Below are 25,357 nucleotides of genomic sequence, written 5' to 3' on the forward strand. Positions count from 1 at the left end.
CGTACGGCCACCGCAGCGTCGAGGCCCCGGCCCCCGCCCGGAGCCCCGCACCGAGCACCCGCCGAAGGAGGCCCGCGCATGACACCGCCCGCCTATGTGCCCGGCCACCAACTGCTCGCCGGCCGCACCGCCGTCATCACCGCGGCCGCCGGTACCGGCATCGGCGGTGCCACCGCCCGCCGGTTCCTGGAGGAAGGCGCCCGGATCGTCATCGGCGACGCCCATGCCCGCCGGCTCAAGGAGAGCGGTGCGGCGCTGGCGGCGGAGTTCGGCGCCGACCGGGTCGCCGCCCTGCCCTGCGACGTCACCGACGAAGCACAGGTCGGTGCGCTGCTGGAGCTGGCCGAGGAGCGCCACGGCCGGCTCGACATCCTCGTCAACAACGCCGGGCTGGGCGGCACCGCCGACCTCGTCGAGATGACCGACGAGCAGTGGCACAAAGTCCTGGACGTGACGCTCAACGGCACCTTCCGCTGCACCCGCGCCGCGCTGCGCCGGATGCGGCACACCGGCCACGGCGGCGTGATCGTCAACAACGCCTCCGTCGTCGGCTGGCGCGCCCAGCGCGGCCAGGCCCACTACGCCGCCGCCAAGGCCGGGGTGATGGCGCTGACCCGCTGCGCCGCGCCGGAGGCCGCCGAGTACGGCGTACGGATCAACGCGGTCGCGCCCAGCCTCGCCATGCATCCGCACCTGGTGAAGGTCACCACCCCCGAACTGCTGGCCGAACTCACCGAGCGGGAGGCCTTCGGCCGGTACGCCGAGCCCTGGGAGGTCGCCAATGTCATCGTCTTCCTGGCCGGCGACTACGCCTCGTACATGACGGGCGAAACCGTGTCCGTCAGCTCCCAGCACGCCTAGGGGTCCCCTGAGCGCGCGCTGAGACGGCAGCGCCTTGCGGATCCGGCCGGCACGTCCGCAGAATCTGACCAAGGAGACACCATGTCCGAGGCCTTCATCGTCGGCGCGGTCCGCACCCCGGTCGGCAAGAAGGGCGGCGGTCTGTCCGCCGTCCACGCCGCCGACCTGGGCGCCCATGTGCTGACCGCGCTCATGGAACGCACCGGCGCCGACCCGGCCGCCGTGGAGGACGTGGTCTTCGGATGTCTGGACACGGTGGGGCCGCAGGCCGGAGACATCGCCCGTACGTGCTGGCTGGCCGCCGGACTGCCCGAAGAGGTCCCCGGCGTCACCGTCGACCGCCAGTGCGGCTCCTCCCAGCAGGCGATCCACTTCGCCGCCCAGGGTGTGCTGTCCGGCACCCAGGACCTGGTGGTGGCCGGCGGCGTACAGAACATGTCCCAGGTCCCGATCGCCTTCGCCAGCCGTCAGGCCGCCGCACCGCTGGGCCTGACCGAAGGGCCGTTCGCCGGCTCCGCGGGCTGGCGGGCCCGCTACGGCGACGCCCCGGTCAACCAGTTCCACGGTGCCGAACTGATCGCCACCAGATGGCACCTCTCGCGCCGCGCCATGGAGGAGTTCGCGCTCCGTTCCCACCAGCGGGCCGTCCGCGCCCTCGACGAGGGCCGCTTCGACCGCGAGACCGTCCCTTACGGGGAGGTCACCGCCGACGAGGGTCCGCGCCGCGACACCTCCCTGGAGAAGATGGCCACACTGGCGCCGGTCGTCGAGGGCGGCCGGCTGACCGCGGCGGTCTCCTCCCAGGTCTCCGACGGCGCCGCCGCCCTGCTGCTCGCCTCCGAGCGGGCGGTGGCCGAGCACGGTCTGACCCCGCGGGCCCGTATCCACCATCTGTCAGTACGCGGTGAGGACCCGATCCGGATGCTCTCCGCGCCGATCCCCGCGACGGCGTACGCACTGAAGAAGACCGGTCTGACGCTCGACGACATCGACCTGGTGGAGATCAACGAGGCGTTCGCCCCGGTCGTACTGGCCTGGCTGAAGGAGACCGGTGCCGACCCGGAACGGGTCAATGTCAACGGCGGTGCCATCGCCCTCGGCCACCCGCTCGGTGCGACCGGCGCCCGGCTGATGACGACCCTGCTGCACGAACTGGAGCGCACCGGCGGCCGGTTCGGGCTCCAGACCATGTGCGAGGGCGGCGGACAGGCCAACGTCACGATCATCGAACGGCTCTGACGCACCGTCAGGGACGGCTCCCGCTCAGCGCGGCAGGCCGGCGAGAGTGGCGTGCGCCTCGGCCATGATGCGGTCGACGAGCTCCGCGCAGGACGGCAGATCCTCCAGCAGACCCGCCACCTGGCCCGAGGCCATCACCCCGAGGTCGGTGCGGCCCTCGACCATCGACGCCCGCAGCAGCATCGGGGTGTTGGCCGCGAGCAGCACCTGGCTCCAGGACAGCTCCTTGCCCCGTTTCATCGCCAGGCCGTCGCGGACCATCCGTGCCCAGCTCAGCCCGGACAGCTTCCGGAACGCGGCGGCTCGGCGTACCGCCTTGAGCAGCCCGACGGTGCGCCCGGACCGCTCCAGCGCCTCGACCAGCTCGCTGCGCAGCATCCGGTGCGGCAGCCCGTCCACCTTCGTGGTGACGGTGATGTCCTGGACGCCCGCCTGGAGATAGCGGGCCTGGACGGCCCGCGGCACGGTGCTGTCCGACGTCAGCAGAAAGCGGGTGCCCATGGCGATGCCCGCCGCGCCGTAGGAGAGCGCCGCGACCAGGCCCCGCCCGTCGAAGAAGCCGCCCGCGGCGATCACCGGGATCCCGACCGCGTCCACGACCTGAGGGAGCAGCACGGTCGTGGCCACGCTCCCGGTGTGTCCGCCGCCCTCCCCGCCCTGGACGACGACCGCGTCCGCACCCCAGGCCGCGACCTTCTCGGCGTGGCGGCGGGCGCCGACGGAGGGGATGACGATCACCCCGGCGTCCTTGAGCCGGGCGATCAGCTCATGCGAGGGAGCCAGCGCGAACGAGGCGACCCGCACCCCCTCGTCGATGAGGACACGTACCCGCTCCGCCGCATCGCCCGCATCCGCCCGCAGATTGACCCCGAAGGGCGCCTCCGTACGGGAGGCGACCTCGCGGACCGCCGCCCGCAGCTGCTCGACGGTCATGGTGGCGGAAGCGAGGATGCCCAGGGCGCCCGCGTTGGCGGCGGCCGAGACCAGCCGCGGACCGGCCACCCACCCCATGCCGGTCTGTACGAGCGGATGCCGTACCCCGACGAGGTCGGTCAGCGCCGTCTCGATCCGGGCGCCGGTCATTCCGCCGGCACCTCACGGTCGCGCAGCCCCTCCGGGTCGATGACCTCGCGGATCAGCCGTAGTTCGGTGGCCGAGGGCTCCCGGGTGCGAGGCACCTCGTCGGGCACCACGAGGGCGAAACCGGTGGCGTCCTGGACCTGTTCGACGGTCACACCGGGGTGTACGGACACCAGCCGCATGGTGCGGTCGGGGGTCTCGAAGTCGAAGACCCCGAGGTTGGAGACGACACGCGGAATGCGGTGGTAGCGGGTCGCGGACGGCCCGGCAGCGGCCGCGCTGTCGTACCCGACACCGCTGATCATGTCGACCTTCTCGACGAAGACCCGCTTCGCATGCCGGGGGATCCAGTAACTCACCGGATTGTTCAGGGTGTTCACGGGCGCACCGCGGACGCCGAGGAGCTGGCGGGCGGGCTGCCGCCAGTCCCCGATGCAGGAGATGTTCTGGTTGCCGAAGCGGTCGAGCTGGCCGGCGCCCATCATGACGTGCCGCCTGCCGCCGGTGACCAGGGCCAGATGCCGGCGGTACGGCAGCCAGCCCTCGGTCTCCCCGTCGGGGCCGATGAGCAGCGCCTCGCCGTCGGTGAGCAGCAGACCGGGCGAGAAGGTGCGCCTGGCGAGCCGGGCGCCGACGGACGGAACCACCCCCATCGGGCTGGCCAGCACCTCGCCGTTGTCGCGCCAGGCCTCGGCACAGGCGAGCACGCAGTACTCGGCGCGGGTCGCCGGGCGTACGGTTGTCGTCACTTCTGCTCCTCGTGCCAGGCGTGGACCGCCGACTGGTAGGACTGCTCGTCCGCTCCCGACAGGAAGCGCTCCGCGAACCCGTCCCACGGGGTGGTCGCATACAGCTTCTGGAACGGCTCATCGCGGCCGTAGTCGGGGACGCACGAGGTGAAGTGCGCCCCGTTCGGCGTCGCCACGACTCCGGTGACCGTATGCCGGCTGATCAGCAGCCGCTGCGGTACGGCGTCCGCGAAGCCGGCCACCAGCCGTTCGCAGGAGACATACGCCGTGTCCGCGGCCGCGCAGAACAGATCGTCGAAGTACGGGTCGGGGCCCAGGTACTGGCCGTTGCCCAGCCGGTCGGCGCGGTTGACGTGGACCAGCGCGGCATCCATGCGCAGGGCGGGCATCGCGACGAGGCTCTCGCCGTCCTCGTACGGTGAGGTGACGGTCCGCAGGTCCGGGTTGACCCGCATCACGTCCGAGCCGAGGCCGGCCCGTACGGGAAGGAACGGCAGCCGGTTGGCGGCGGCGTGCAGCCCCCACATGAACATCGCCTCGTCGACCTCGGTCAGTGTGAACGCGCCGCGCTGGCGGGCCGCGCGGAAGTGCGGTTCGAGCGGGATCGAGTCGAGCGTGGCGAACGCCGCGACCAGCTTGCGGATCCGGCCGGCGGCGGCCAGCAGCCCCACGTCCGGGCCGCCGTACGAGATCACCGTCAGATCCGTGACGTCGGACCGCAGCAGCGCACGCACCAGAGCCATCGGTTTGCGCCGTGACCCCCAGCCGCCGATGCCCAGGGTCATGCCGCTGCGGAGGCGGGCGACGACGTCCTCGGGTGTCATGGTCTTGTCGGTCATGCCCGGGCCTCCTTGCCGAAGGTGTCGCGTACCCGGTCGGCCGCGCCGCTCAGATTCGCCTCGAAGGTGAAGCCCTGCTCGAAGCGGTAGCTGCGGTGCACGTCGACCGGGTCGATACCGTTGAGCGCGGCCTTGGCCAGCCGGATCAGTCCGCCGTCCTTCCGCGCGATCTCCTGCGCCAATTCCCGTGCAGCGGCGGCAAGTTGCGTAGGCTGAACTACGCGCCAGACCGATCCGTGCGCATGCAGCTCGGCCGCGGTGGCGGTGCGCGAGGTGTAGTACAGGGCGCGCATCAGATGCTGGGGGACCAGCCGGGCGAGGTGGGTGGCGGCGCCCAGCGCTCCCCGGTCCAGCTCCGGGACGCCGAAGGTGGCATCGTCGCTCGCCACGATCGCATCGGCGTTCCCCACCAGCCCGATCCCGCCGCCGAGACAGAAGCCGTGCACCGCCGCGACCACCGGCACCGCACACTCGTACACCGCCGAAAACGCCTCGGCGCAGCCGCGGTTGGCGCCGATCAGCGCACCGTACCCGCCGGCGGCGGTATCCCGCTGCACCTCCTTGATGTCGACCCCCGCATTGAAGCCGCGCCCCTCGGCGGTGAGCAGCACACAGCGGACGCGGGGGTCCCGGCCGGCCGTGCGTACCGCATCGGCCAGGGCGTACCAGCCCTGTACGGGAAGGGCGTTGACCGGTGGGAAGTCCATGGTGACGACCGCGATGCCGTGGTCCGGCCCGGAGGTGGAGACACCCATGAGCAGATCAGCTACCTTTCCACCAAGCGTTTGTTAGGTAGCGAAGTTAGCAGCGGACCGCCCGCTGCGGGAGGGGTGTTCCGGTGAGCCTGACCCTCGATCTGTCCGGGCGGCTGGCCGTCGTCACCGGCGGCACCAGGGGCGTCGGCGCGGGTATCGCCCGCGCCTTTCTGCACGCCGGGGCGGAGGTGGTGGTCTGTGCCCGCCGCCCCCCGGACACCCCCGTACGGGCCGCGGGCCGCACCGCCCGCTTCCACCCCCTCGACCTGCGCGACCCACCCTCCGTACGGGACTTCTTCGGTCACCTGGCAGCGGCCCACGGCCGCCTCGACTGCCTGGTCAACAACGCCGGCGGTACGCCCTACCGCCTGCTCGGCGACGCGCCCCCGGAACGGCACGCCCGCGTCCTCGAACTCAACCTCACCGCCCCCCTGACCGCCTCGCTCGCCGCCCACGAGGTGATGCGCCGTCAGCCGGCCGGCGGCTCCATCATCATGATCGGCAGCGTCAGCGGCACCCGCCCCTCGCCCGGCACCGCCGCCTACGGAGCCGCCAAGGCGGGCCTGGACCACCTCGCCCGCTCCATGGCCGTCGAATGGGCCCCGGCGGTCCGGGTCAACACCCTCGTCCTCGGAATGGTGCACACCGAACGTTCCGCGCAGCACTACGGCGACGAGGCCGGCATCGCCGCGGTCGGTGCGACCGTGCCGCTCGGCCGGCTGGCCGAACCCGCCGAGATCGGCGACGCCTGTGTCTTCCTCGCCTCCGACCGCGCCGGATATCTGACCGGGGCCAGCCTGCTCGTCCACGGCGGCGGGGAACGCCCCGCCTTCCTCGACGCCGCAACCGTCAACCGAGATCCCAAGGAGAAGTGAGATGCCCGGACTCTGCACCGGCCGAGTCGCCGCCGTCACCGGGGCCGGCCGGGGCCTCGGCCGCGCCCATGCCCTCGCGCTCGCCGCCGAAGGGGCCCGGGTCGTGGTCAATGACCTCGGCGTCTCCGCGGACGGCGCCGGCGCCTCGTCCGGCCCGGCCCACCAGGTCGTCGACGAGATCCGCTCCCGCGGCGGCAAGGCCGTCGCCCACACCGGCGACATCACCACCACCGACGGCGCCGGCTCGCTCCTCGCCACCGCCCTGGACACCTACGGCCGCTTCGACACCCTCGTCAACAACGCCGGGTTCCTGCGCGACCGCATGCTGGTCAACCTCGACGAGGACGACTGGGACGCCGTGATCCGGGTCCACCTCAAGGGCCACTTCCTGCCGCTGAAGCACGCCGCCGCGCACTGGCGGGCCGAGACCAAGGCCGGCCGTCCGCCCAACGCCCGGGTCATCAACACCAGTTCGGGCGCCGGTCTGCTGGGCAGCGTCGGCCAGGGCAACTACTCCGCCGCCAAGGCCGGCATCCTCGGCCTCACCCTCGTCGCCGCCGCCGAACTCGGCCGCTACGGCGTACAGGTCAACGCCATCGCCCCGGCCGCCCGCACCCGGATGACCGAGCAGACCTTCGCCACGAGGATGGCGGCCCCCGCCGCGGACGCGTTCGACGCCATGGCCCCGGAGAACGTCTCCCCCCTGGTCGTCTGGCTGTCCTCCACCGCCGCCGACGGCGTCACGGGCCGGGTCTTCGAGGTCGAAGCGGGCCGCATCACCGTCATGGCGGGCTGGCGCCCCGGCCCCACCGCGGACAAGGGCGGCCGGTGGACCCCGGCGGAGGCGGGCGAGACGGTCCGCAAGCTGCTGGCGGAGGCCGAACCGCCCCCACCGGCGTACGGCGCGCGCTGACCCGCGCCACCGACGCGTACCGCCGCGCCCGTCAGCCGCTGGTGTTCAGCCGGTGCGCAACCCCGCCAGGCCGGCGGCCCGGGCGAGCAGATCGACGAGCATGTCCGGGGTGAGCCGTTTGGTGAACGTATTGCGCTGGCTGGGGTGGTAGCTCCCCAGGACGTGCAGCGGTGAGCGCCGGTCGGTGCCCGGCAGGGTCAGCTCCACGCCGTGGCCGAACGCGGGCCGTGGCCGGGGGAGCGGCCAGCCCGCCTCACCGAGGACGGGCAGCAGCGTCTGCCAGGCGAACGCGCCCAGCGCCACGACCGCCCGCAGGCCCGGACTCAGCAGCTCCAACTCCGCCGCCAGCCAGGGGCGGCAGGTGGTCCGCTCGGCGGGCGTCGGCTTGTTCGCCGGCGGCGCGCAGTGCACAGGGGCGGTGACCCGCACCCCGTACAGCTCCAGCCCGTCGTCGCGATGGGTCGCGGTCGGCTGAGAGGCGAGCCCCACCTCATGGAGCGCGGCGAACAGGAAGTCCCCCGACGCGTCGCCGGTGAACATCCGGCCGGTGCGATTGCCTCCGTGCGCGGCGGGCGCCAGCCCGACGACGACCAGTGCCGCGTCCGACGGCCCGAACCCCGGCACCGGCCGCGCCCAGTACTCCCAGTCCCGGAACGCGGCCCGCGGATGCGCGCCGACCTGCTCCCGCCACTCCACCAGCCGGGGACAGGCCCGGCAGCGCACCACCTGCGCATCCAGCTCCGCCAGCCCACCGCAGCGCGGCGCACGGGAGGCCGGAAAGCCGCTCCCACCAGGCCCCGGCAGCGAACCCGCCGCTCCTGTGTCGTCCATGCCTCCACGCTAGTGCCGACGGGGAGCCTTGACCGGATGGTCGATCAGCAATCTCCGGGGCCCTCCCGAGGAGCCCGGCGCGCCTGCACCCACGCGACGTCGCCGCGCGCTCCGAGATCCGCCTCGTCCCGGCGGCCGGACGCCATGTCAGTGGTCGCTGCCATGATGCGCGGGAACATCGACAGCACGGGAGCAGAGCATGGTGGAGCAGGCGGTACGACCGATAGCCGAGGCGATCGTCGCCAACGCCCCGAGAGGCTGGACGCAGGCAGTACTGCACGGCCGGGCGGGCCGGGGCGGTTCCTCCACGACCGGCGGCTACAGCCCGCGGCGGAGTCCCTGGGACGCCGGCATCCCCCACGTCCACAGGGAACTCATGGCACTGGCGGAGGCGCTGCGCAAAGACCGCGGCTGGGAACCCGTCAGCGTCGAGATCCGGTGCAGGCCGTCCGGCGAGTACGAGCTCGTCGCCTTCCATGACGCCCTCACCTGGGAGACCGGGACGGGCGGCGGCTTCCAAGTGGTTTTGGACCCCGACTACCGGTTGCCCCAGCCCGGCGTGCACCAGGAGCCCTGCACCGCCGCACCGGCAGGTGACCCCGAGCTCGCCGTGGCCCGCTTCCGCGCCTACCTCGAGCGGCGCGCCGCGATCCTGGGACACCCCGACGAACTGCCCCCGCCCGCCACCGCCGCCACCATCGAGGCAGCCGAACGCCGCCTCGGCCGCCGTCTGCCCGCCGACCTGCGGGCGCTCTACATGATCGCCGACGGAGACGGCGTCGGCTACGACCACCGCTACCTGTTCGAGGGCAACGCATGGCTGTCGCTGGAGAGCCTCGTCGCCGAGCGCACCGAGTGGGCGGCCGAACGGCCCTGGTACGGCTGGGACCTGGAGTGGGACGCCGTCGTCTTCGACGCCACCCCCACCGATACCGTCCGCCGCTGCGGAGGCCACCCCGGCTGGCTGCGCTTCGCCAGCAGCGAGGACGGCAACTTCCTTGCCGTCGACACGGACCCGGCCCGCAACGGCCGCCCCGGCCAGCTCATCCGCACCGGCCGCGACTACGACGACGGGCCCCACTACGTCGCCGACTCGGTCACCGCCCTCCTCGGCCATTACCTGGAACTGCTGGACCGCGGCGCATACGAGAAGCACGGTGACCACATCGCCCTGCGCGCACCCGCCTGCTCTCCCGGCCGCCGGCAGATCATCGGCGCCATCCCCGACGAGGTCCCGCCCACCCTCCAGGCAATCCACATCAACGACGCCACCGGCCTGGTCGACCTTGCCCCGCTCACCGCCGCCCCCCAGCTCCGCCGACTGCACCTCAACCGCTCCACCACCGCCGACCTGACACCGGTGCGCGAACTGCCCGTCGAATCCCTGCGCCTGACCCTCGACAATGGCGATCTGACCCCGCTCGCAGGCCACCCCCACCTCGCCTCCCTCGACCTGACCACCACCGCCCCGGCCGACCTCACCCCGCTGCGCACCGTCCCCCACCTGCGCGGCCTCGACCTCTCCGGAGCCGACGTCGCCCCCCTGGCCGTCCTGGCCGACCTGACGGACCTCCGCTACCTCGCCCTCACCGGACGCCAGTGGACCACCCTGCTGAACGAGGGCAAGGTGCCGCCCACCCTCACCGCCGCCCGCCTGGCCGACACAGACGCCACCCTCGACGACGCCCTCGCCTGGGCAGCCCGCCTCGGCCTCGACACCGGCACCGCCCTCCGCACCGGCGGCACCCTCAAGACCGCCGGCGGGTGACCCGCGGCGGGCCCGGCGCCGCGCCTCCGGGCCCTGCGCACGGCAGAGTGGAGACATGACCGCAGACGACAGGGGTTTTCTGGCCCGGGCCCGGGTGGCCACCAGGCTTCCCGCCCAGGACCTGGGCCGGGCACGGCGTTTCTACTCCGAGCAGCTCGGGCTGGAGCCCGTCGACGAACGGCCCGGCGGGCTGCTGTACCGATGTGGCGGCGCGGACTTCGTGGTGTTCCGGTCGACGGGGGCCTCGCCGGGTACGTTCACCCAGATGGCCTGGGAGGTCGACGACATCGAGGGCGCCGTATCGGAACTCAGGCGGCGCGGCGTGGTGTTCGAGGACGTGGACCTTCCCGGGCTGCTGGGCGGCGGGCGAACGTCGGACGGCATCGTCGAGGTCGACGGGAACTACCCGAGCAAGGGCGCACGGGGCGAACGCGCCGCCTGGTTCCGCGACAGCGAGGGGAACCTGCTGGGGATCGGCCAGCCGGTCGTCTAGGGGGAGACACCCCATAGCAGCGCACCCGCCCGGTCAGGCACGCCCGGTGAGATGTGCGGGCGGTTCGATGCCGGCGGGGAGCAGCGGGTCGGGCTGGAGCGGGCCCCAGGAGGTGTGCAGGGGGCGGACGCCTGCCCAGAGACCGAGTTCGGCGTCCGGGCCCTCGCCGTCGTCCGGAGGTCCGGTGCGGACCTTCACCGAGGCCTCGTCGAGGGAGAGGGCCAGCAGCGCCGTCGCGGCGAGCTCCTTGCGATGCGGGCGACGGGCGTAGTCCCACTGGCCGGGGGCGGCCTGTTCGGTGAGACAGCGCAGTCCGGCAAGCTTCTCGTCCGGGTCGGTGACCAGGCGGGGCGTGCCGAAGACCATTGCGCTGCGGTAGTTGACGCCGTGCTCGAACACGGAGCGGGCGAGCACCAGCCCGTCGACATGGGTCACCGTGACGCAGACGCTCGCACCGGGCGAGGCGATCAGGCTGCGGCTGGCGACGGACCCGTGGAAGTACAGCGTGCTGCCGTCCGCACCGTAGACCGTGGGGACGACGAGCACGCTGCCGTCCACGGTCACCCCGAGGTGACAGAGGAACCCGGCCGCCAGCACCGCGTCGAGTTCCGCACGGTCGAGACGGCCCTGCTCGCGCTGTCTGTGATGGCGGGTGCGAGCGGTCCCGGACAACTTCCCGGTGGGTACGGCGGCGCCTTCTTCTGCTGATTCCATGAGTAGAGATGTATCTCACGGCGGAATTCGTTGTCCATGGCTATGTTGCCGACGAATTCGGTGGGTTGTTCGGGGGCGGGGTGGGGTGGGGTGGGCGTCGGCGGCGGTAGACAGAGGGAGGGCTCGCCGGCGAGGCGGGGCGCCGGGAGCGTGTCGTCGCTGACGAGTGCCGTCTCCAGGCAATTTGCGCAACGTGACATCGTACGCTGGCACCCCGCGTCAACTCGAAGGGCCATTCGGAGGCCAAGATGGGTGAACTCAAGCATCGCAGCCTGATCACCGCCCAGCAGCCGCTGCGCGACCAGGTCGCCCATCAGTTGCGTGCGGCCCTGATAGCGGGGGAACTCCGGCCGGGGACGGTCTACTCGGCCCCGGGTCTCGCCGCGGACTTCGGGGTCTCGGCCACCCCGGTGCGTGAGGCGATGCTCGATCTGGCCCGCGAGGGTCTGGTCGAGCCGGTACGGAACAAGGGTTTCCGGATCACCGAGGTGAGCGAGCGCGACCTCGACCAGTACACCGAGATCCGTGCACTGATCGAGGTCCCCGTCGTCGGACGGATCACCCGCACCGCGACCCGCGCACAGCTTGAGGCGCTGCGCCCGGTCGCCGAGGAGATCGTCGCCGCCGCCCGCGAGCACGACCTCATCGGCTACCTCGAGGCCGACCGCCGCTTCCACCTCGGACTGTTGGGGCTCAGCGGCAACGAACGACTCGTCGAGACCGTCGGGGAGTTGCGCAAGCGCTCCCGTCTCTACGGCCTCACCCGGCTCGACGAGCGCAACCAGCTGCTGCCCTCCGCCGAGGAGCACATGGAGCTGCTGGAGGCGATGCTGACCGGTGATGCCGAGGCGGCCGAGGCGTGTATGGCCCGCCACCTCGGCCATGTCCGCTCCCTGTGGGCCCAGGGGCGCGAGGAGACACCGGCACCTCCCGCGCAGCGCAGGCCCGCCGCGCGCCGGCACTGAGCGCTGTACGCCCGGGCCGGTGTACGGCAGTTGGTCACCGGCCGTACACCGGGCGGGCCGGCTGCCGGATCAGCCGTCCCCGGCCAGCAGCCCGTCCATCCACTCCTCCACCGCGTCGGCGGTGCGGGGCAGCGCCGATGACATCAGCCGGGCGCCGTCGGACGTGATCACCAAGTCGTCCTCGATGCGCACGCCGATGCCGCGCAGCTCCGGCGGCAGGGTCTCGTCATCGGGCTGGAGGTAGAGGCCCGGCTCGACGGTGAGCACCTGGCCCTCTTCGAGGACACCGTCCAGATACTGCTCGGCGCGGGCCCGGCCGCAGTCGTGGACGTCGAGCCCGAGCATATGGCCCGAACTGCACAGCGTATAGCGCCGGTAGAGGCCGCTGTCGGCGGCCAGCGCCTGCTCGGGCGGGATGCGCAGCACACCCCAGTCGGCCAGCCCCTCCGCCAGGACGGACATACAGGCGCGGTGGAAGTCCCGGAAGGACGCGCCCGGCTTCAGGGCGGCGATTCCGGCGTCCTGCGCGGCGAGCACCAGCTCGTAGACCCGGCGCTGGACGGGGGAGAAGCGTCCGGAGAGCGGCAGGGTGCGGGTGATGTCGGCGGTGTACAGCGTGTCGGTCTCCACGCCCGCGTCCAGCAACAGCAGTTGGTTCGGGTCGAGCGGACCGTCGTTGCGTATCCAGTGCAGCACGCAGGCATGGGCGCCGGCCGCCGCGATGGTCTCGTAGCCGGTGCCGTTGCCCTCGGCGCGGGCGCGCAGATTGAAGACGCCTTCGATCCAGCGTTCGCCGCGTGGGTGCCGCAGGGCCTGGGGGAGGGAGCGCACCACGTCCTCGAAGCCGGTGACGGTGTGGTCGACGGCCTGCTGGAGCTGGCCCACCTCCCAGGCGTCCTTCACCAGTCGCAACTCGCTGAGCACACTGGCGAGTTCGGGGTCCCTGGAGGCGTCCCGGCCGGGTGGGAGCCGGGCGAGGTCGTCCAGGTGGGCGCAGCGGATGCCGGTCAGCTGCTCGGCCTCGGCCAGGTCCGGGCGGCGGCCCACCCAGAACTCGCCGTACCTGCGGTCCCGGTAGAACTCGCCGCCGTCGTCCCGCGGTGACCGCGGCCGCAGGTACAGCACCGCCTCTCCGTCCGGCTCCAGCACCAGGACGTGTCCCGGCTGGTCCTCGCCGGTCAGCCCGGTCAGCCAGGCGTATGCGCTGTGCGGGCGGAAGCGGTGATCGCAGTCGTGGGAACGGACCTTCAGCTCACCGGCCGGGATCATCAGCCGCTCGCCGGGGAAGTGGGCGGACAGCCGGGCCCGGCGTCCGGCGAAGTGGCCGAAGCCGGGGACGCGGGAGCCGGCGGGGAGCGGGCTGGCGGCCCAGCCGACGGTCATGAAACGGGCGAGCGCGCTCGACACCGGCAAGTCATGGCTGCCGGTGTGGAGTTGGGCGGCGCGGTCGGTCACGGACACCTCCGGGCGGGAAACTTTGGCGGACTTCTGCTGAAGCCTTGTCAGTGCAATTTCACATTACTATGTTACGGGTCACATCTCGTGGAGTGAAGGCCCCTGCCTCAAACCCACACAACCCCCCACCAACCCCCACCCCCCTCATGGAGGTTCAGGTGTCACATCAGCGCATCCCGCGCAGCATCCTGCTGTCCGCGACCCTCGTCGCCGCCCTCGCGATGCCGGTCGTCCAGGCCGCCCAGGCCACACCCGGGGACGTGACCACCCCCGCCCGCCAGGCGCAGGCCGAGCCACGGCCCACGGCCGGGACGGACGGGAGACCCTTCGACCGGGTCCAACACCTCGCCAGAGCACCGAAGTTCACCACGGCCCCCGCACCGGCGCCCCGCTCACGCACCGACCGCGGCCGCATACCGGGCCCGCAGACCAAACCCCTCGCCCGGGCGCACCATGCGCGGCCCGCCGTCGCCGACTGCACCCTGGACGGGATCACCGGCCTGAGCCCCGAGCGGTTCGCCGACTTCCTCGCCGACCCCGCGGTCACCGCCGACGGCTGTCTGCGCGACCTCATCTGGAGGTGGGACGCCCGGCTGGCCCCCGTGATGTCCGACCAGCACGTCCAGGCCGTGGCCCGGCGCATCACCTCGCTCGCCGCCGGCCATGACGGCAAGAACACCAGCCACCTGTACGAGATGTTCACGTACCTGCACGCGGTGGCCTACCACGACTTCTCGCGCGACGAGATCGACACCACCGACGCACAGACCGTCAACGCGGTACGCGCCGCGGTCGACGCCTTCGGCGCCGCGGCCCACACCTTCGACACCACCAAGGAGAACGCCATCACCCTGCGGGAGGCCCTGTACGGCGTCGGGCCGGGCGGGCGCCAGTACCAACTCGGCCTGATCAAAAAGGTCCTGGCCACCATGGACGCGCAGCACACCGCCACCAACAAGGACTGGTACTGGGGCAGCGCCACCCTCGCCGCCCTCTCGCTGAACTACCTCGGCGTCTACTCCGGCAACCAGGACACCGAGTTCCAGAAGGCGGTCGTTGCCGACCCCGGCTACCGCGCCACCTTCAAGGCGTTCGCGGACTACACCCACCTCAAGGGCACCGGCAACGCCTGGGTCGTGCGCGACGCGGTCAGCGAGTACGGCCGGTTCGGCGAGATCGCCTCCCTCAAGCCGGACATCATCAAGGACCTCGGCGCACTCCTCCCCGTCATCGTCAAGAACTTCGGCGACGCCAGTGCACCGTGGGCGAAGGTCGCCAGCTGGCTCAACACCTTCGACGCCTGCAAGCCGTACCAGGTCTGCAAGGAGGACATCGAGAAGAAGATCTTCCCGAAGACGTACTCCTACGACAAGGGCGCCATCAAGGTCCGCACCGCCCTTCCCCGCGCCACCGTCGACCAGCTCTACTACGCGTCCAAGCAGGTCAAAGCCCAGTTCCACCGGGTGCTCGGCACCGACATCCCGCTGACCGGCGACCCCAACACCACGCTCAACATCGTCCTGTACGCCTCGCGCGCCGACTACGAGGTCTTCCACCCGCTGCTCACCGGCATGGGCACCAACAACGGCGGCGTCTACATCGAGAACGGCGCGACCTTCTACACGTACCAGCGCCGCGTCCCCCAGGACTCCACCCTCACCCTCGAAGAGCTCTTCCGGCACGAGTACACGCACTACCTCAACGGCCGCTTCGCGGTCCCCGGCTTCTTCGGCGAGGGCCCCTGGTACGAGCGCGACCGCACCACCGCCATGGACGAGGGCAGCGCCGAGTTCTTCGACGGCTCGACCCGCGACGACGGCATCGCCGTGCGGAAGTCGCTGGTCAAGGGCATCATCGCGGACACCGCCAACGGCGGACCGCGGATGAGCGTCAACCAGCTGCTGCACGCGACCTACGACGGCGACGGCTTCCGCTTCTACAACTACGCCGGCACGTTCTTCGAGTTCCTGTGGCGCGACCACCCGGCGAAGCTCCAGGAGATGTACCAGCACCTGCGGGCCAACGACCCGGCCGCCTTCGACGCCTGGCGCGACCGGCTGGGATCCGACGCGGCGCTCCAGAAGGAGTACGACACCTTCCTCGACAAGCAGATCGCCGTCGTCGACCAGCTCTACGTCCCGGACACCAGGTTCACCCCCAACGACGCCCTGAAGTTCGCCAAGGCGGGCCAGGTGAAGCGCGCCTTCGCCGCGGCCACCCGCAACACGCCCTCGTGCAAGGACACCAAGGACCCGGCCTACGGCCGCTTCCAGTGCAAGGGCCGGATCCGCGTCGCCCTCAGCAACACCGGCAGCCCCGACCAGGTCTTCAAGGACATGTCCGCGGCCGTCGACAAGAGGCTCCTCGACCGCACCAGGGCCGTCGCGAACAACTTCGCGGACATGAACTGCACCTTCGGGACGCCCACCGTCTCGGGGAACAGGGGCACGGCGGAGTACATCTGCGAAGGACCGCTGCGCCGATGACGCGGTAACCGCCGTCCGGCGGTACGGCACTGACGCAGGTCAGGCGTCCGGCAGATCGAGCCGCCGGGCCGTCCCCGGCGCAATGCTGAACGACCGCTCCCGCAGCCGCACCCCGACCGGCCCGAGCTCGGACTCCGGCACCGTGATCCGCACCTGTTCCGCGCGGATCCGCAGATCGATGTCCCAGTGACGCCGGTAGCGGATGCGTACGCCGAACTTCGACAGCTGCGGGAGCGGTGCCGGATCGAGCCAGAGGGCCTGCTCACGGGTTTCCAGACCGGTCAGGCCCCGCTGGACCAGGTCCAGCGTGCCCGCCATCGCCCCCAGGTGGATGCCCTCCGCCGTGGTCCCGCCCTGGACGTCGGCGACATCGCCGGTCAGCGCCTCCTCACAGTACGTCCAGGCGTCGGGCCGGTGGACACGGGCCAGCACCCAGGCGTGCACCAGCGCGCTGAGGGTGGAGCCGTGGCTGGTGCGGTGCAGGTAGTAGTCGACGGTGGCGTGCCAGGTGTCGTCGTCGAACGGGTAGCCCAGCCGGCGGAAGACCGAGGCGAGCTCCGACGGCGAGAAGAGGTAACCCAGCATCAGCACATCGGCCTGCTTGGAGGCCTGAAAGCGGTTGACGGTGTCGCCCTCCGCCTCCAGGATCCGGTCCAGCCGCCGGATGTCACCGTAGCGCCGCCGATAGCCGTCCCAGTCCAGCTCCGCCAGGTCCGCATAGCCGGCGAACTGGCTGATCACCCCGCCGTGATAGGGCACATGCAGCAGCCCTGCGATGTCCTCCCAGCGCTCCGGCTCGTCGGGGGTGAGCTGGAGACGTTCGAAGAGCTGCCGCCGATGGGCCTCGGGAAGGGTGTGGCACAGCTCCAGGGCGCGCATCAGCACCCAGGCCGCCGTGACGTTGGTGTACGTGTTGTCGTCCACCCCCGGTTCCGCGGCGCCCGGATAGCCGTCGTGGTACTCGTCGGGGCCGACCACCCCGCGGATGCGGTACCGGCCGAGCACCGGGTCCCAGGTCGCGACGGAGGCCCAGAACCGTGCGATCTGCATCAGCATCTCGGCGCCCCTGGTGTGCAGGAACTCGGTGTCCCCGCTGGCCTGTCCGTACTGCCAGACGTTGTAGGCGATCGCCGATCCGACGTGGTGCTGGAGCCGCGAATAGTCGGGCAGCCAGCGGCCGGAGCGCGGATTGAGATGCAGCTGCTGGGTCTCCTCGCGGCCGTCACCGGCGCTCTGCCACGGGTACATCGCCCCCGCCCGGCCCGCTTCCTCCGCGGCGTGGCAGGCGGCGGGCAGCCGTCGGTAGCGGTAGGTGAGCAACGCCCGGGAGACCTGGGGCAGATGCAGATTCAGGAACGGCAGCACGAACAGCTCGTCCCAGAAGACGTGCCCGCGGTACGCCTCCCCGTGCAGGCCCCGCGCCGGCACCCCGACATCGAGCTCGGCGGTGTGCGGCGAGAGCGTCTGGAGCACATGGAAGAGGTGCAGCCGCAGGATCCGGCCCGCGTCCCCGGGCACCTCCAGCTTCGCCTGCCGCCACAGGTCCTCCCAGGCCCGGCGGTGCGAGGCCAGCAGCTGCCGGAAGTGCGGCGCCCTGACCACACAGTCCACCGCCGCGTGCCGGGGGCTCTCGATCGCCGGGTCACGGGAGGTGTACAGGGCCACCGTCTTGTCGACCACCACCGTGGCACCCGAGGTGAGCGGCAGCGTGAGCGTATGGCCGGCGCGGAGCACGGCGAGCTCGCTGTGCGTCGTCACGCCCTGCCCGGGGGTGGCCCGGACCCGCTGGGCCAGCGCGATCTGGATGTCCGAGTCGACGGTGCGGCAGCTCAGCCACACCGTGTCGGTCCCCTCGCTGCCCGTCTCCCACCCCCGCAGATGCTGGTCGCCCAGGCCGCGGTAGCGCTCGACACCGGCGTTGCGCACCGCCCCGTCGATGTCCGACTCCACCTCCACCTCACCGGCCCACCCTTCGGCCGTGAACGAGGTGCGCTGCACGGCCAGATGAGGCTCGCCCATGTGCACCAGACGGCGCTGCTCCACGGTCAGGCGCCGCCCGGCCCCGTCCTCGTAGACCGACCAGCGGATCAGGGTGCCGTGCCGCAGGTCCAGGGTCTGCCGGTGCTCCCGCAGCTGTGGGTCGTCGGGGGAGAGCCAGGGGCCCGCCTCCCCGCCGGTGGGGCACATCCGGTAGCGCAGCGGGAGCCAGTTGGGCAGATTGACCATCTCCTCGTTCTCGACGGTGCGGCCGGCCACCGTCGAGGTGAGCCGGTTGTAGCAGCCGGCGGCGTAGGTGCCCGGGTAGTGCGCGGGCCCGGACAGCACCTCTGAGGCCGCGCCGCGGGTGACGAAGTAGCCGTTGCCGAGTGCACAGAGCGTCTCCCGCAGCCGTTCCGCGCCCGCGTCGTACCCCTCGTACGACCAGGTCCAGGCACGGGTGCCGGCGGTCGGCATCAGTGCTCCCCGGCCGTCAGCAGCTCGCCGGGGTCGGACACCACCACATCGGCGCCACGACGGCGCAGCGCGGCGGCGCCGGACGGTCCGTCGGTCCGGTCCACTCCCACCACCAGGCCGAATCCGCCCCGCCGGCCGGCCTCGACACCGGCCAGGGCGTCCTCCACCACGGCGGTGTCCCGGGGCGGCACACCGAGCCGGCGGGCCGCCTCCGTGAAGAGCGCCGGATCCGGTTTGCCCGGGAGCTCCAGCCGGCGCGCCTCATTGCCGTCCACCACGGCCTCGAAGAGCGGCAGCACCTCGGCCGCGGACAGCAGCTCGGTCGCATGCCGGGACGCCGACACCGCGGCACACGGCACCCCCTCGCCGCGCAGTGCGTGCAGCAGTCGTACGGTGCCGGGCCACACCGCGATGGCGCCGGCCCGCAGGCGCGCGGTGAACAGCTCCTCCTTGCGGGCCGCCACGGCGTGCACGGTGCCCGTGCCCGGCGCGTCGTCCGGGCCGCCGAGCGGCAGGTCCAGGCCCCGGGACGCCAGGAACGCAGCCGCCCCGTCCAGCCGGGCACGGCCGTCGACATGGCGCAGATATTCGGCCACCGCATCGAACGGGCGCTGTCCCGCGGCCGCCAGACAGGGGTCGAAGGCCTCCTTCCAGGCAGCGGCGTGCACCCGGGCGGAGTCGGTGATGACCCCGTCCGTGTCGAAGACCACGGCCCGCAGCGAGTGCAGGCACGCGGCCAGGGACGGTGCACCGGTCATACGACGGTTCCGTTCGTCGGTGTCCCTTCCATGGCACCACGGCTCGTGGCCCGGGGCGCGCCGCACGGGCGGCGTCCCTGGCGGGCCCACCGGGGCGGGGTGACGATGGAGACGCCACCCGGTACCGGGCGACCCAGAGGAAGGCGGTGGCACCCATGGAGCGGCCCCTGGTCGTAGGCGTCGACGGCTCGGCCCCCGCGCTCAGGGCGCTCGACTGGGCGGTGGACGAGGCGGCACGCCACGGGCTCGGGCTGCGCGTGGTGCACGCCTCCACCTGGGAGCACTACGAGGGGACGACACCCGAAACGGACGAGGAACGCCCCGGTGAGCTGGTCATCGCCGAAGGCATCGTCGGATCCGCCGTCGAACGGGCCCGCTGCCGCCACCCGGGGATCCAGGCCGCCGGCGAGGTGCTGCCCGACGAAGCGGTCACCGCCCTGCTGCGCGAAGGCGCCTATGCGTCCGCGCTGGTCCTGGGCTCCCGCGGGCACGGCGAACTCACCACGCTGCTGCTGGGCTCCGTAGGGCTGGCGGTGGCGGCCCGGGCCCGCTGCCCGGTGATCGTGGTACGGGGCGATGCAGCCGGACTGGCGGGCGCGCACCGCAGTGTGCTCCTCGGGGTCGGCGATCCGGAGAAGGCGTCGGAGGCCGTGCGCTTCGCCTTCCGTGCGGCGGCGGCCCGGAGCTGTCTGCTCAAGGCGGTACGCGCCTGGCGCTGCCCGCCGCATGAGCGCACCGATCCGCCGCGGCTCGCCGGACAGGCGCAGAGCCACCACGAGCGGCAGGCGGCCGAGCTGATCGACCGGGCCCTCGACGAGGCCGCCGGAGCACATCCGGCGGTGCAGGTACGCCGCACCACCGTCGAGGGGCCGGCCCACAAAGTGCTGGTCCACCGCGCCGCCGCCGCGGATCTGCTGGTCATCGGCGCGGGCCGCCGCCATGGCCACTTCGGGCTCCCCCTCGGCAGGGTGGCCCACACCGTGCTGTGCCACGCCGCCTGCCCCGTGGCGATCGTGCCGCAGCACGACTGACGCGGCGCGGAGCTCAGGCGAACGGCGCCAGGATCTCGCGCTCGGTCCGCCGCCGCACCCGGTCCGTCAGCACCGACAGCCGGTGCGAGACCATCGCCCGGACGGGCTGCGGCGACCGGATGTGCCGGGCCGTCGCGGGCAGTTCCGCGATGTCCGCGGTCAGCCGGCGGTGGGCGTGGTCGAGCCGGTCCCGTGGCGCGCAGCGCTCGCCCGCCCGCATCATCGTCGCCAGCAGCGGCACGCTCGCCTCCGGTGCCGGCTCGTCGGCCAGGCCGATCACATCGAGGCAGCCGGGCCGGCGGAAGACCTGCTTACGGCCCGGGGCGGTCACCTTCGCCGACGACAGCTTCATCACCGGCCGGCCGTCGTAGGCGACGAGCTTGTACGCCGAGTCCAGATACGGGGCGTCGGCGCTCACCCCGACGCGGGTACCCACCGCATAGACGTCGATCGGCGCGCCCGCGGACACCAGGTCGTGCACGGCGAACTCGTCCAGCCCGCCGCTGGCGACGATGCGTACCTGCGGCAGTCCCGCGTTGTCGAGCATCGCCCGTGCGTGGCGGGCCAGTTGGGCCAGGTCCCCGCTGTCCAGCCGGATCGCCGAGCCGTCCCCGCGGCCCATCGCGGTCAGCACCCGGGCCGCCGCCGCGACCCCGGACGGGGTGTCGTAGGTGTCGACCAGGAAGGTCACCGGCCCCGGATGGCAGCGCGCGAACGCGGTGAACGCCGCTTCCTCGCTCTCGAACGCCTCGATGTACGAGTGCGCCATCGTCCCGACGGCGTGCAGGTCCTCGGCGTGCGCCGCCGCGACATTGCTGGTGCCCACGAAACCGGCCATCGCGCCCAGCCGGGCCACCTCATGGGCGACCGCGGTGCCATGGGTGCGCCGCAGCGAGAAGTCCACCACGGGGTGCCCCCGCGCGGCGATCACACAGCGGGCGCACTTGGACGCGAGGGCGGTCTGATGGCTGAGCTGGTTGAGCACGAACGACTCGAAGAGCTGCGCCTGGGGGAGCGGGGCGGTGATCTCCAGCAGGGGCTCGTTGGCCAGCACCACCCGCCCCTCCGGTACCGCCCGGACCTCGCCGGTGAAGCGCAGGTCCAGCAGCGGGGCCAGGTCGCGGGCCGGGCGTTGCAGCGCTTCGGCGAACACCTCGACGTCCTCGTGTCCCACGTGGAAGCCGGCGAGGTAATCGAGCACGGTCTCGATGCCCGCGGCCACCAGGAAGCCGCGCTCCGGCGGCAGTTCCCGCACAAAGCAGCTGAAGGTCGCCGGCTGCTCCATGCCCTCGTGGAGATACGACAGGGCCATCGTCACTTCGTACAGGTCGGTGACGGTCGCATCCGACATGGCCGACTCCTTCCACGGCCGGGACACCGGCCCGGCCCCCGGCTCACGCCAGCGCGTTCGTCCAGCCGTAGGCGATCCGGGGCTCCCGCCGGGGCGGAGCGGCACCGACGCCCTCCAGCTCGTCGTCGGCCACCCGCAGCAGCTGCCCGGCCAGGTCCTTCAGCGCCCGCCCGGCCGCGATCTCGTCCCCGATCTCCGGTACGTCCGGGTCCTCCGGGCTACAGCGGGCCGTGCCGTGCCCGGTGAAGGTGGCGTCCCCGGTGTTGAGCACCACGCGTGCCGTGGTCGTTCCGTCCTCCTCGACGAGGGAGAGACGCACGGGCCACTCGACTGTGTTCGCCATGGCTTACCCCAGCTTCCTTCCGTGCTCTACGGTCATCATCCGCCCTCTCACTCGTGCGGCACCACCGCCACCGGGCACGGAGCGTGGTGGACCACGGCCTGTACGACATGACCGATCCGCGGCGTCGGCAGCAGGTGCCGGTGCCGGCGGCCGACGACCAGCAGCGCCGCGCCGGTGGTGTCGTGCAGCAGGGCCGGAGCCGCGCTCTCCATCTCCACCCGGGCGTCCACCCGGACGTCCGGGTACTTCTCCTGCCAGGGATGCAGCGCCCGGGCCAGCTCGTTCCGGGCCAGCTTCGCCGCCTCCTCGGCGGCGTACGGCTCCACCCCGCCCCCGCGGTTGTACGCGAACGAGGGCAGATGCCTGCCGTGCACGGCACGCAGGGTGACCCCGCGTCGCGCGGCGCTGTCGAAGGCGAAGGCGAGCAGCGCCTCGCAGGGCTCGTGCAGGCTCACCCCGACCACCACCTCACCGCCCTGCCCGGTCGCCGGCGCGTCCTGATGGGTGCGGACGAGGACCGTCGGACAGTCGGTGTGCGCCACCAGCTTCAGCCCCAGCTCGCCGAGGACGTAGCGGGTCATCGGGCCCAGGTTCCGTGAGCCCAGGACCAGCAGGTCCGAGGCCCCGGCGGCCTCCCTGAGGGCATCGAACGGGTCCTCGGCCACCAGATCCTCCGCCACCGGGAGGTCCGGGTGCGCGCTGCGGACGGCGGCGCGGGCCTCGGCCATCATCTGGTGGGGCCAGTAGTTCTGGTCGTCCTCCTCAGGGCGCGGGGGCACCGGTGCGGCGGCGAGCAGGACCCAGGCGTGCAGCAGCCGCAACCGCGCGCGCCGCACCTGCGCCTCCTGTGCCGCCCACAGGACGGCCGACAGCGACTCCGGCGTACCGTCCACGCCGACGGTGATGACGTCCTTCATCGCCTCGCTCCTCTCCTCCGACGGCCGCGGCCGGGCGCTCGCGCTACCTCCAGCCTCCGCCCAGGTCCGCACCGCGCGCACGGCGACGGCGCGCTCAGGCCTGCGGGACGTCGTCCGGGGCGCCGCCCATCATGCGGAGCATGGCCCGCCCGCCGGTGCGCAGGAACCGCAGCACCAGCGCGGCGGCCAGCAGGAGAAAGGCGATGTTGAGCCAGGTCGTGTAGTTCCAGGAGACGCCCGACATGGGGATCCGGGACTGTGCCCGGCTGGGGACGAGGCCGAGTCCGCCGAAGACGAATTCGACGGCGTAGCTCGCCACGACGATGGCCGCATAGAACGTGACCAGCAGGAAGAGGGCCGTCCTGGCGCCGTAGTACTTCCGGTAGATGTTCAGGATCGGCAGGATCAGCAGGTCGGCGAAGATGAACGCGACCACTCCGCCGAAGCTGATGCCGCCCTGCCACAGCACCACCGCCAGTGGCACATTGCCGATGGAGCAGACGAACGAGGCGATGGACACCAGCGGGCCGATCAGCGGCCCCCAGAGCTTCGCGGCCAGCGGATGCCCTTCGAAGAAGAAGGCCTGCCAGAAGCTGTTCGGGACCCAGGCCGCGATGGCACCGGCGATCAGCAGACCGAGCACCAGGTCCTTGAGGATCGCGGCCCACTCCATGACGAAGACATGCGCGGTGGCGGTGAAGCCCGCACCGGAGAACAGCCGCCGTGTGAAGGACCCCTCGCGCCGTACGGACATGTCCATCGCGGCATGCCCTTCCATGGCGCCCGCCAGGCCCCGTTCGGCCTGCTCGCGGGCCTGCCGCAGCAGCCGCTCGCGCAGGAAGAGGCGGAACAGCACGGCCAGCAGCAGGATCATGACCGGCCCGCCGACGAATTCCGCGGCGGTGAACTGCCAGCCCATCAACAGGGCCAGGATGACGCCGAGTTCGACCACAAGATTGGTGGAGGCGATCTCGAACGCCATCGCCGCGGTGAAGTTCGCCCCCTTCAGGAACAGCGACCGCGCCAGCGCGACCGCGGCGTACGAGCAGGAGGAGGACGCCGCGCCCAGGCCGGCGGCGAGCGCGAGCGTACGGGGACGGTCGTCGCCGAGCGCGCCGACGACGGTGGAGGTGCGCACCACGGCCTGGACCACCGCGGACAGCGCGAAGCCCAGGATCAGCGCCCAGGTGATCTCCCAGGTCATCGATCCGGCGATGGACAGGGCGTGCGTGATCGCATGCATCGGGCGATGCATTCCGTGGCGTGCCGGGGACCAAACGCACCCCGGCCCACCCGCGGCGGGGCCTCACACCCGGCCGTGCGCCCGCTGGGCGCGGCGGGACAGCGAGTCGATGACCACCGCGACCAGCAGCACCCCGCCGGTGATCATGAACTGGACGGCGGTCTGGATGCCCATCAGGGCCACGCCGGAGGCGATCGACTGGATGACCAGCACACCGAGCAGCGCGGACCAGGTCCTGCCCCGGCCGCCGAAGAGACTGGTGCCGCCGATGACCGCGGCGGCGATGGCGTTCATCAGCAGATTGCCGCCGCCCGAGGTCTGACTGGCCGAGGTGACCCGGGAGGCCAGGAACATCCCGCCGAGCGCCGCCATCGTCCCCGACACCATGAACACGGAGATCCGGACCAGATCCACATTGAGGCCGGTGCGACGGGACGCCTCGACGCTGCCACCGAGCGCGAAGACCATCCGCCCGTAGCGGGTACGGCGCAGGACGTGGTCGAGCCCGACGAGGAAGGTGAGGAAGATCAGCAGTGCCAGTGGCAGGCCCGCGAACTGGTTGAGCACATAGGCCGCGGCCAGCGAGATCACCGCCAGCAGGCCCGTGCGCAGGACGATCTCGCTCAGCGGCCGGGCCGGCACCCCGGCGGCCCGGCGGCGCCGTACGTCCGCGTAGGAGGCGAGGAAGTACCCGGCGGTGCCGAGCGCCGCCAGGCCGTATGCGGCGGCGACATTGGTGAAGTAGAAGCTGGTCAGCATGGCGACCAGGCCCTTGTCGTCGAAATTGATGGTGCCGCTGGACCCCAGGATGTAGAGCATCAGACCGTTCCAGCCCAGCAGGCCCGCAAGGGTGACCACGAAGGCGGGCACCCCCACCTTGGCGAGGAAGAACCCCTGGACGGCTCCGATCGCGGTGCCGCCCAGCACCGCGAGCAGCAGCGCAAGGCCTTCCGGCACCCCGAGGTTCACATTCAGCACCGCGAAGGCGGCCGCCGCCAGACCGCTCACCGAGCCGACCGACAGATCGATCTCCCCGAGCAGCAGCACGAAGACGATGCCCGTCGAGATCAGCCCGATCCCGACGATGTCCACGCTCAGGCTGGACAGATTGCGCGGCGAGAGGAAGTTGCTGTTGAGGCTCTCGAAGATGATCCACACCACCAGCAGGCCCAGGACGACAGGCACCGAGCCGAGCTCACCGCTGTGGAACCGGCGCTTGAGGATCTGGAGGGGGTTC

General features: G+C 72.1%; 23 protein-coding genes. 9 read left to right on the forward strand and 14 right to left on the reverse strand.

Going from position 1 to position 25,357, the window contains the following annotated elements:
* Window positions 1-78: 78 nt before the first annotated feature.
* Together ACZ55A_RS30455 and ACZ55A_RS30460 are read left to right on the forward strand one after the other, a co-directional pair.
* Window positions 79-861, forward strand: a complete 783-nt coding sequence (locus ACZ55A_RS30455; RefSeq protein ID WP_468846764.1) for an SDR family oxidoreductase — start codon at window positions 79-81, stop codon at window positions 859-861.
* 81 nt (window positions 862-942) lie between these two features.
* The gene (locus ACZ55A_RS30460) at window positions 943-2,100 is read left to right on the forward strand and encodes an acetyl-CoA C-acetyltransferase (RefSeq protein ID WP_468846767.1); all 1,158 of its coding nucleotides are present in this window, start codon (window positions 943-945) and stop codon (window positions 2,098-2,100) included.
* A gap of 24 nt (window positions 2,101-2,124) precedes the next feature.
* Here the strand turns inward: ACZ55A_RS30460 and ACZ55A_RS30465 are convergent, their stop codons facing one another.
* The 4 genes from ACZ55A_RS30465 to ACZ55A_RS30480 are packed head-to-tail and all read right to left on the reverse strand — an operon-like array spanning window position 2,125 to window position 5,523.
* Window positions 2,125-3,168 carry an NAD(P)H-dependent flavin oxidoreductase gene (locus ACZ55A_RS30465; protein ID WP_468847031.1) on the reverse strand — a complete coding sequence of 348 codons (1,044 nt, stop codon included), beginning with the start codon at window positions 3,166-3,168 and terminating at the stop codon, window positions 2,125-2,127.
* An 11-nt stretch (window positions 3,169-3,179) separates the two neighbouring features.
* Window positions 3,180-3,929: a CoA-transferase subunit beta gene (locus ACZ55A_RS30470; protein ID WP_468846769.1), complete on the reverse strand. Its 750-nt coding sequence runs from the start codon at window positions 3,927-3,929 to the stop codon at window positions 3,180-3,182.
* Entirely contained in the window at window positions 3,926-4,768 is an 843-nt protein-coding gene (locus ACZ55A_RS30475) for a CoA transferase subunit A (RefSeq protein WP_468846772.1), read from the reverse strand. The genes ACZ55A_RS30470 and ACZ55A_RS30475 overlap by 4 nt, the downstream gene beginning before the upstream one ends.
* A complete protein-coding gene (locus ACZ55A_RS30480; protein WP_468846775.1) occupies window positions 4,765-5,523 on the reverse strand; it encodes an enoyl-CoA hydratase family protein in 759 nt (252 codons plus the stop codon). The genes ACZ55A_RS30475 and ACZ55A_RS30480 overlap by 4 nt, the downstream gene beginning before the upstream one ends.
* A gap of 83 nt (window positions 5,524-5,606) precedes the next feature.
* On the opposite strand from ACZ55A_RS30480, the gene ACZ55A_RS30485 reads away from it, so the two are divergent.
* Together ACZ55A_RS30485 and ACZ55A_RS30490 are read left to right on the forward strand one after the other, a co-directional pair.
* A complete protein-coding gene (locus tag ACZ55A_RS30485) occupies window positions 5,607-6,398 on the forward strand; it encodes an SDR family oxidoreductase (protein ID WP_468846777.1) in 792 nt (263 codons plus the stop codon).
* Between the two features lies 1 nt (window position 6,399).
* A complete protein-coding gene (locus ACZ55A_RS30490; RefSeq protein ID WP_468846779.1) occupies window positions 6,400-7,311 on the forward strand; it encodes an SDR family oxidoreductase in 912 nt (303 codons plus the stop codon).
* Between the two features lie 45 nt (window positions 7,312-7,356).
* On the opposite strand, the gene ACZ55A_RS30495 is transcribed toward ACZ55A_RS30490, so the two are convergent.
* On the reverse strand, window positions 7,357-8,142 hold the full coding sequence (locus ACZ55A_RS30495; RefSeq protein ID WP_468846781.1) for a uracil-DNA glycosylase: 786 nt from the start codon (window positions 8,140-8,142) through the stop codon (window positions 7,357-7,359).
* A gap of 199 nt (window positions 8,143-8,341) precedes the next feature.
* Here ACZ55A_RS30495 and ACZ55A_RS30500 point away from each other — a divergent pair, with 199 nt between their 5' ends.
* Together ACZ55A_RS30500 and ACZ55A_RS30505 are read left to right on the forward strand one after the other, a co-directional pair.
* Window positions 8,342-9,910 carry an SMI1/KNR4 family protein gene (locus ACZ55A_RS30500; RefSeq protein ID WP_468846783.1) on the forward strand — a complete coding sequence of 523 codons (1,569 nt, stop codon included), beginning with the start codon at window positions 8,342-8,344 and terminating at the stop codon, window positions 9,908-9,910.
* Window positions 9,911-9,965: 55 nt separating this feature from the next.
* Window positions 9,966-10,403 (forward strand): VOC family protein, encoded by a 438-nt coding sequence (locus ACZ55A_RS30505; RefSeq protein ID WP_468846786.1) that lies wholly within the window; start codon window positions 9,966-9,968, stop codon window positions 10,401-10,403.
* Between the two features lie 33 nt (window positions 10,404-10,436).
* Here the strand turns inward: ACZ55A_RS30505 and ACZ55A_RS30510 are convergent, their stop codons facing one another.
* On the reverse strand, window positions 10,437-11,117 hold the full coding sequence (locus ACZ55A_RS30510; protein ID WP_468846789.1) for a pyridoxamine 5'-phosphate oxidase family protein: 681 nt from the start codon (window positions 11,115-11,117) through the stop codon (window positions 10,437-10,439).
* 248 nt (window positions 11,118-11,365) lie between these two features.
* Between ACZ55A_RS30510 and ACZ55A_RS30515 the strand changes: the two genes are divergently transcribed.
* Complete coding sequence (locus ACZ55A_RS30515; protein WP_468846792.1) at window positions 11,366-12,082, forward strand: GntR family transcriptional regulator; 717 nt, start codon at window positions 11,366-11,368, stop codon at window positions 12,080-12,082.
* Between the two features lie 69 nt (window positions 12,083-12,151).
* Here the strand turns inward: ACZ55A_RS30515 and ACZ55A_RS30520 are convergent, their stop codons facing one another.
* Entirely contained in the window at window positions 12,152-13,537 is a 1,386-nt protein-coding gene (locus tag ACZ55A_RS30520) for an aminopeptidase P family protein (RefSeq protein ID WP_468846795.1), read from the reverse strand.
* Between the two features lie 146 nt (window positions 13,538-13,683).
* Between ACZ55A_RS30520 and ACZ55A_RS30525 the strand changes: the two genes are divergently transcribed.
* Window positions 13,684-16,023 (forward strand): collagenase, encoded by a 2,340-nt coding sequence (locus ACZ55A_RS30525; protein WP_468846798.1) that lies wholly within the window; start codon window positions 13,684-13,686, stop codon window positions 16,021-16,023.
* Window positions 16,024-16,062: 39 nt separating this feature from the next.
* Here the strand turns inward: ACZ55A_RS30525 and ACZ55A_RS30530 are convergent, their stop codons facing one another.
* Both ACZ55A_RS30530 and ACZ55A_RS30535 read right to left on the reverse strand, forming a co-directional pair.
* Complete coding sequence (locus tag ACZ55A_RS30530; protein WP_468846800.1) at window positions 16,063-18,477, reverse strand: glycoside hydrolase family 65 protein; 2,415 nt, start codon at window positions 18,475-18,477, stop codon at window positions 16,063-16,065.
* Window positions 18,477-19,235, reverse strand: a complete 759-nt coding sequence (locus ACZ55A_RS30535; protein WP_468846803.1) for an HAD family hydrolase — start codon at window positions 19,233-19,235, stop codon at window positions 18,477-18,479. The genes ACZ55A_RS30530 and ACZ55A_RS30535 overlap by 1 nt, the downstream gene beginning before the upstream one ends.
* 155 nt (window positions 19,236-19,390) lie before the next feature.
* Here ACZ55A_RS30535 and ACZ55A_RS30540 point away from each other — a divergent pair, with 155 nt between their 5' ends.
* Window positions 19,391-20,266 carry a universal stress protein gene (locus ACZ55A_RS30540; RefSeq protein WP_468846806.1) on the forward strand — a complete coding sequence of 292 codons (876 nt, stop codon included), beginning with the start codon at window positions 19,391-19,393 and terminating at the stop codon, window positions 20,264-20,266.
* A gap of 13 nt (window positions 20,267-20,279) precedes the next feature.
* Here ACZ55A_RS30540 and ACZ55A_RS30545 read toward each other — a convergent pair whose 3' ends face one another.
* The 5 genes from ACZ55A_RS30545 to ACZ55A_RS30565 form a co-directional block, all read right to left on the reverse strand.
* Window positions 20,280-21,617: a nicotinate phosphoribosyltransferase gene (locus ACZ55A_RS30545; protein WP_468846809.1), complete on the reverse strand. Its 1,338-nt coding sequence runs from the start codon at window positions 21,615-21,617 to the stop codon at window positions 20,280-20,282.
* A gap of 43 nt (window positions 21,618-21,660) precedes the next feature.
* The gene (locus tag ACZ55A_RS30550) at window positions 21,661-21,960 is read right to left on the reverse strand and encodes a DUF1876 domain-containing protein (protein ID WP_468846812.1); all 300 of its coding nucleotides are present in this window, start codon (window positions 21,958-21,960) and stop codon (window positions 21,661-21,663) included.
* Window positions 21,961-22,007: 47 nt separating this feature from the next.
* Entirely contained in the window at window positions 22,008-22,877 is an 870-nt protein-coding gene (locus tag ACZ55A_RS30555; RefSeq protein WP_468846814.1) for a universal stress protein, read from the reverse strand.
* Window positions 22,878-22,971: 94 nt separating this feature from the next.
* Window positions 22,972-24,120, reverse strand: a complete 1,149-nt coding sequence (locus ACZ55A_RS30560) for a permease (RefSeq protein WP_468846816.1) — start codon at window positions 24,118-24,120, stop codon at window positions 22,972-22,974.
* Window positions 24,121-24,183: 63 nt separating this feature from the next.
* A complete protein-coding gene (locus ACZ55A_RS30565) occupies window positions 24,184-25,344 on the reverse strand; it encodes a sugar ABC transporter permease (RefSeq protein ID WP_468847033.1) in 1,161 nt (386 codons plus the stop codon).
* Window positions 25,345-25,357: the final 13 nt, after the last annotated feature.

It is taken from the genome of Streptomyces sp. NPDC034111 (assembly GCF_055575375.1).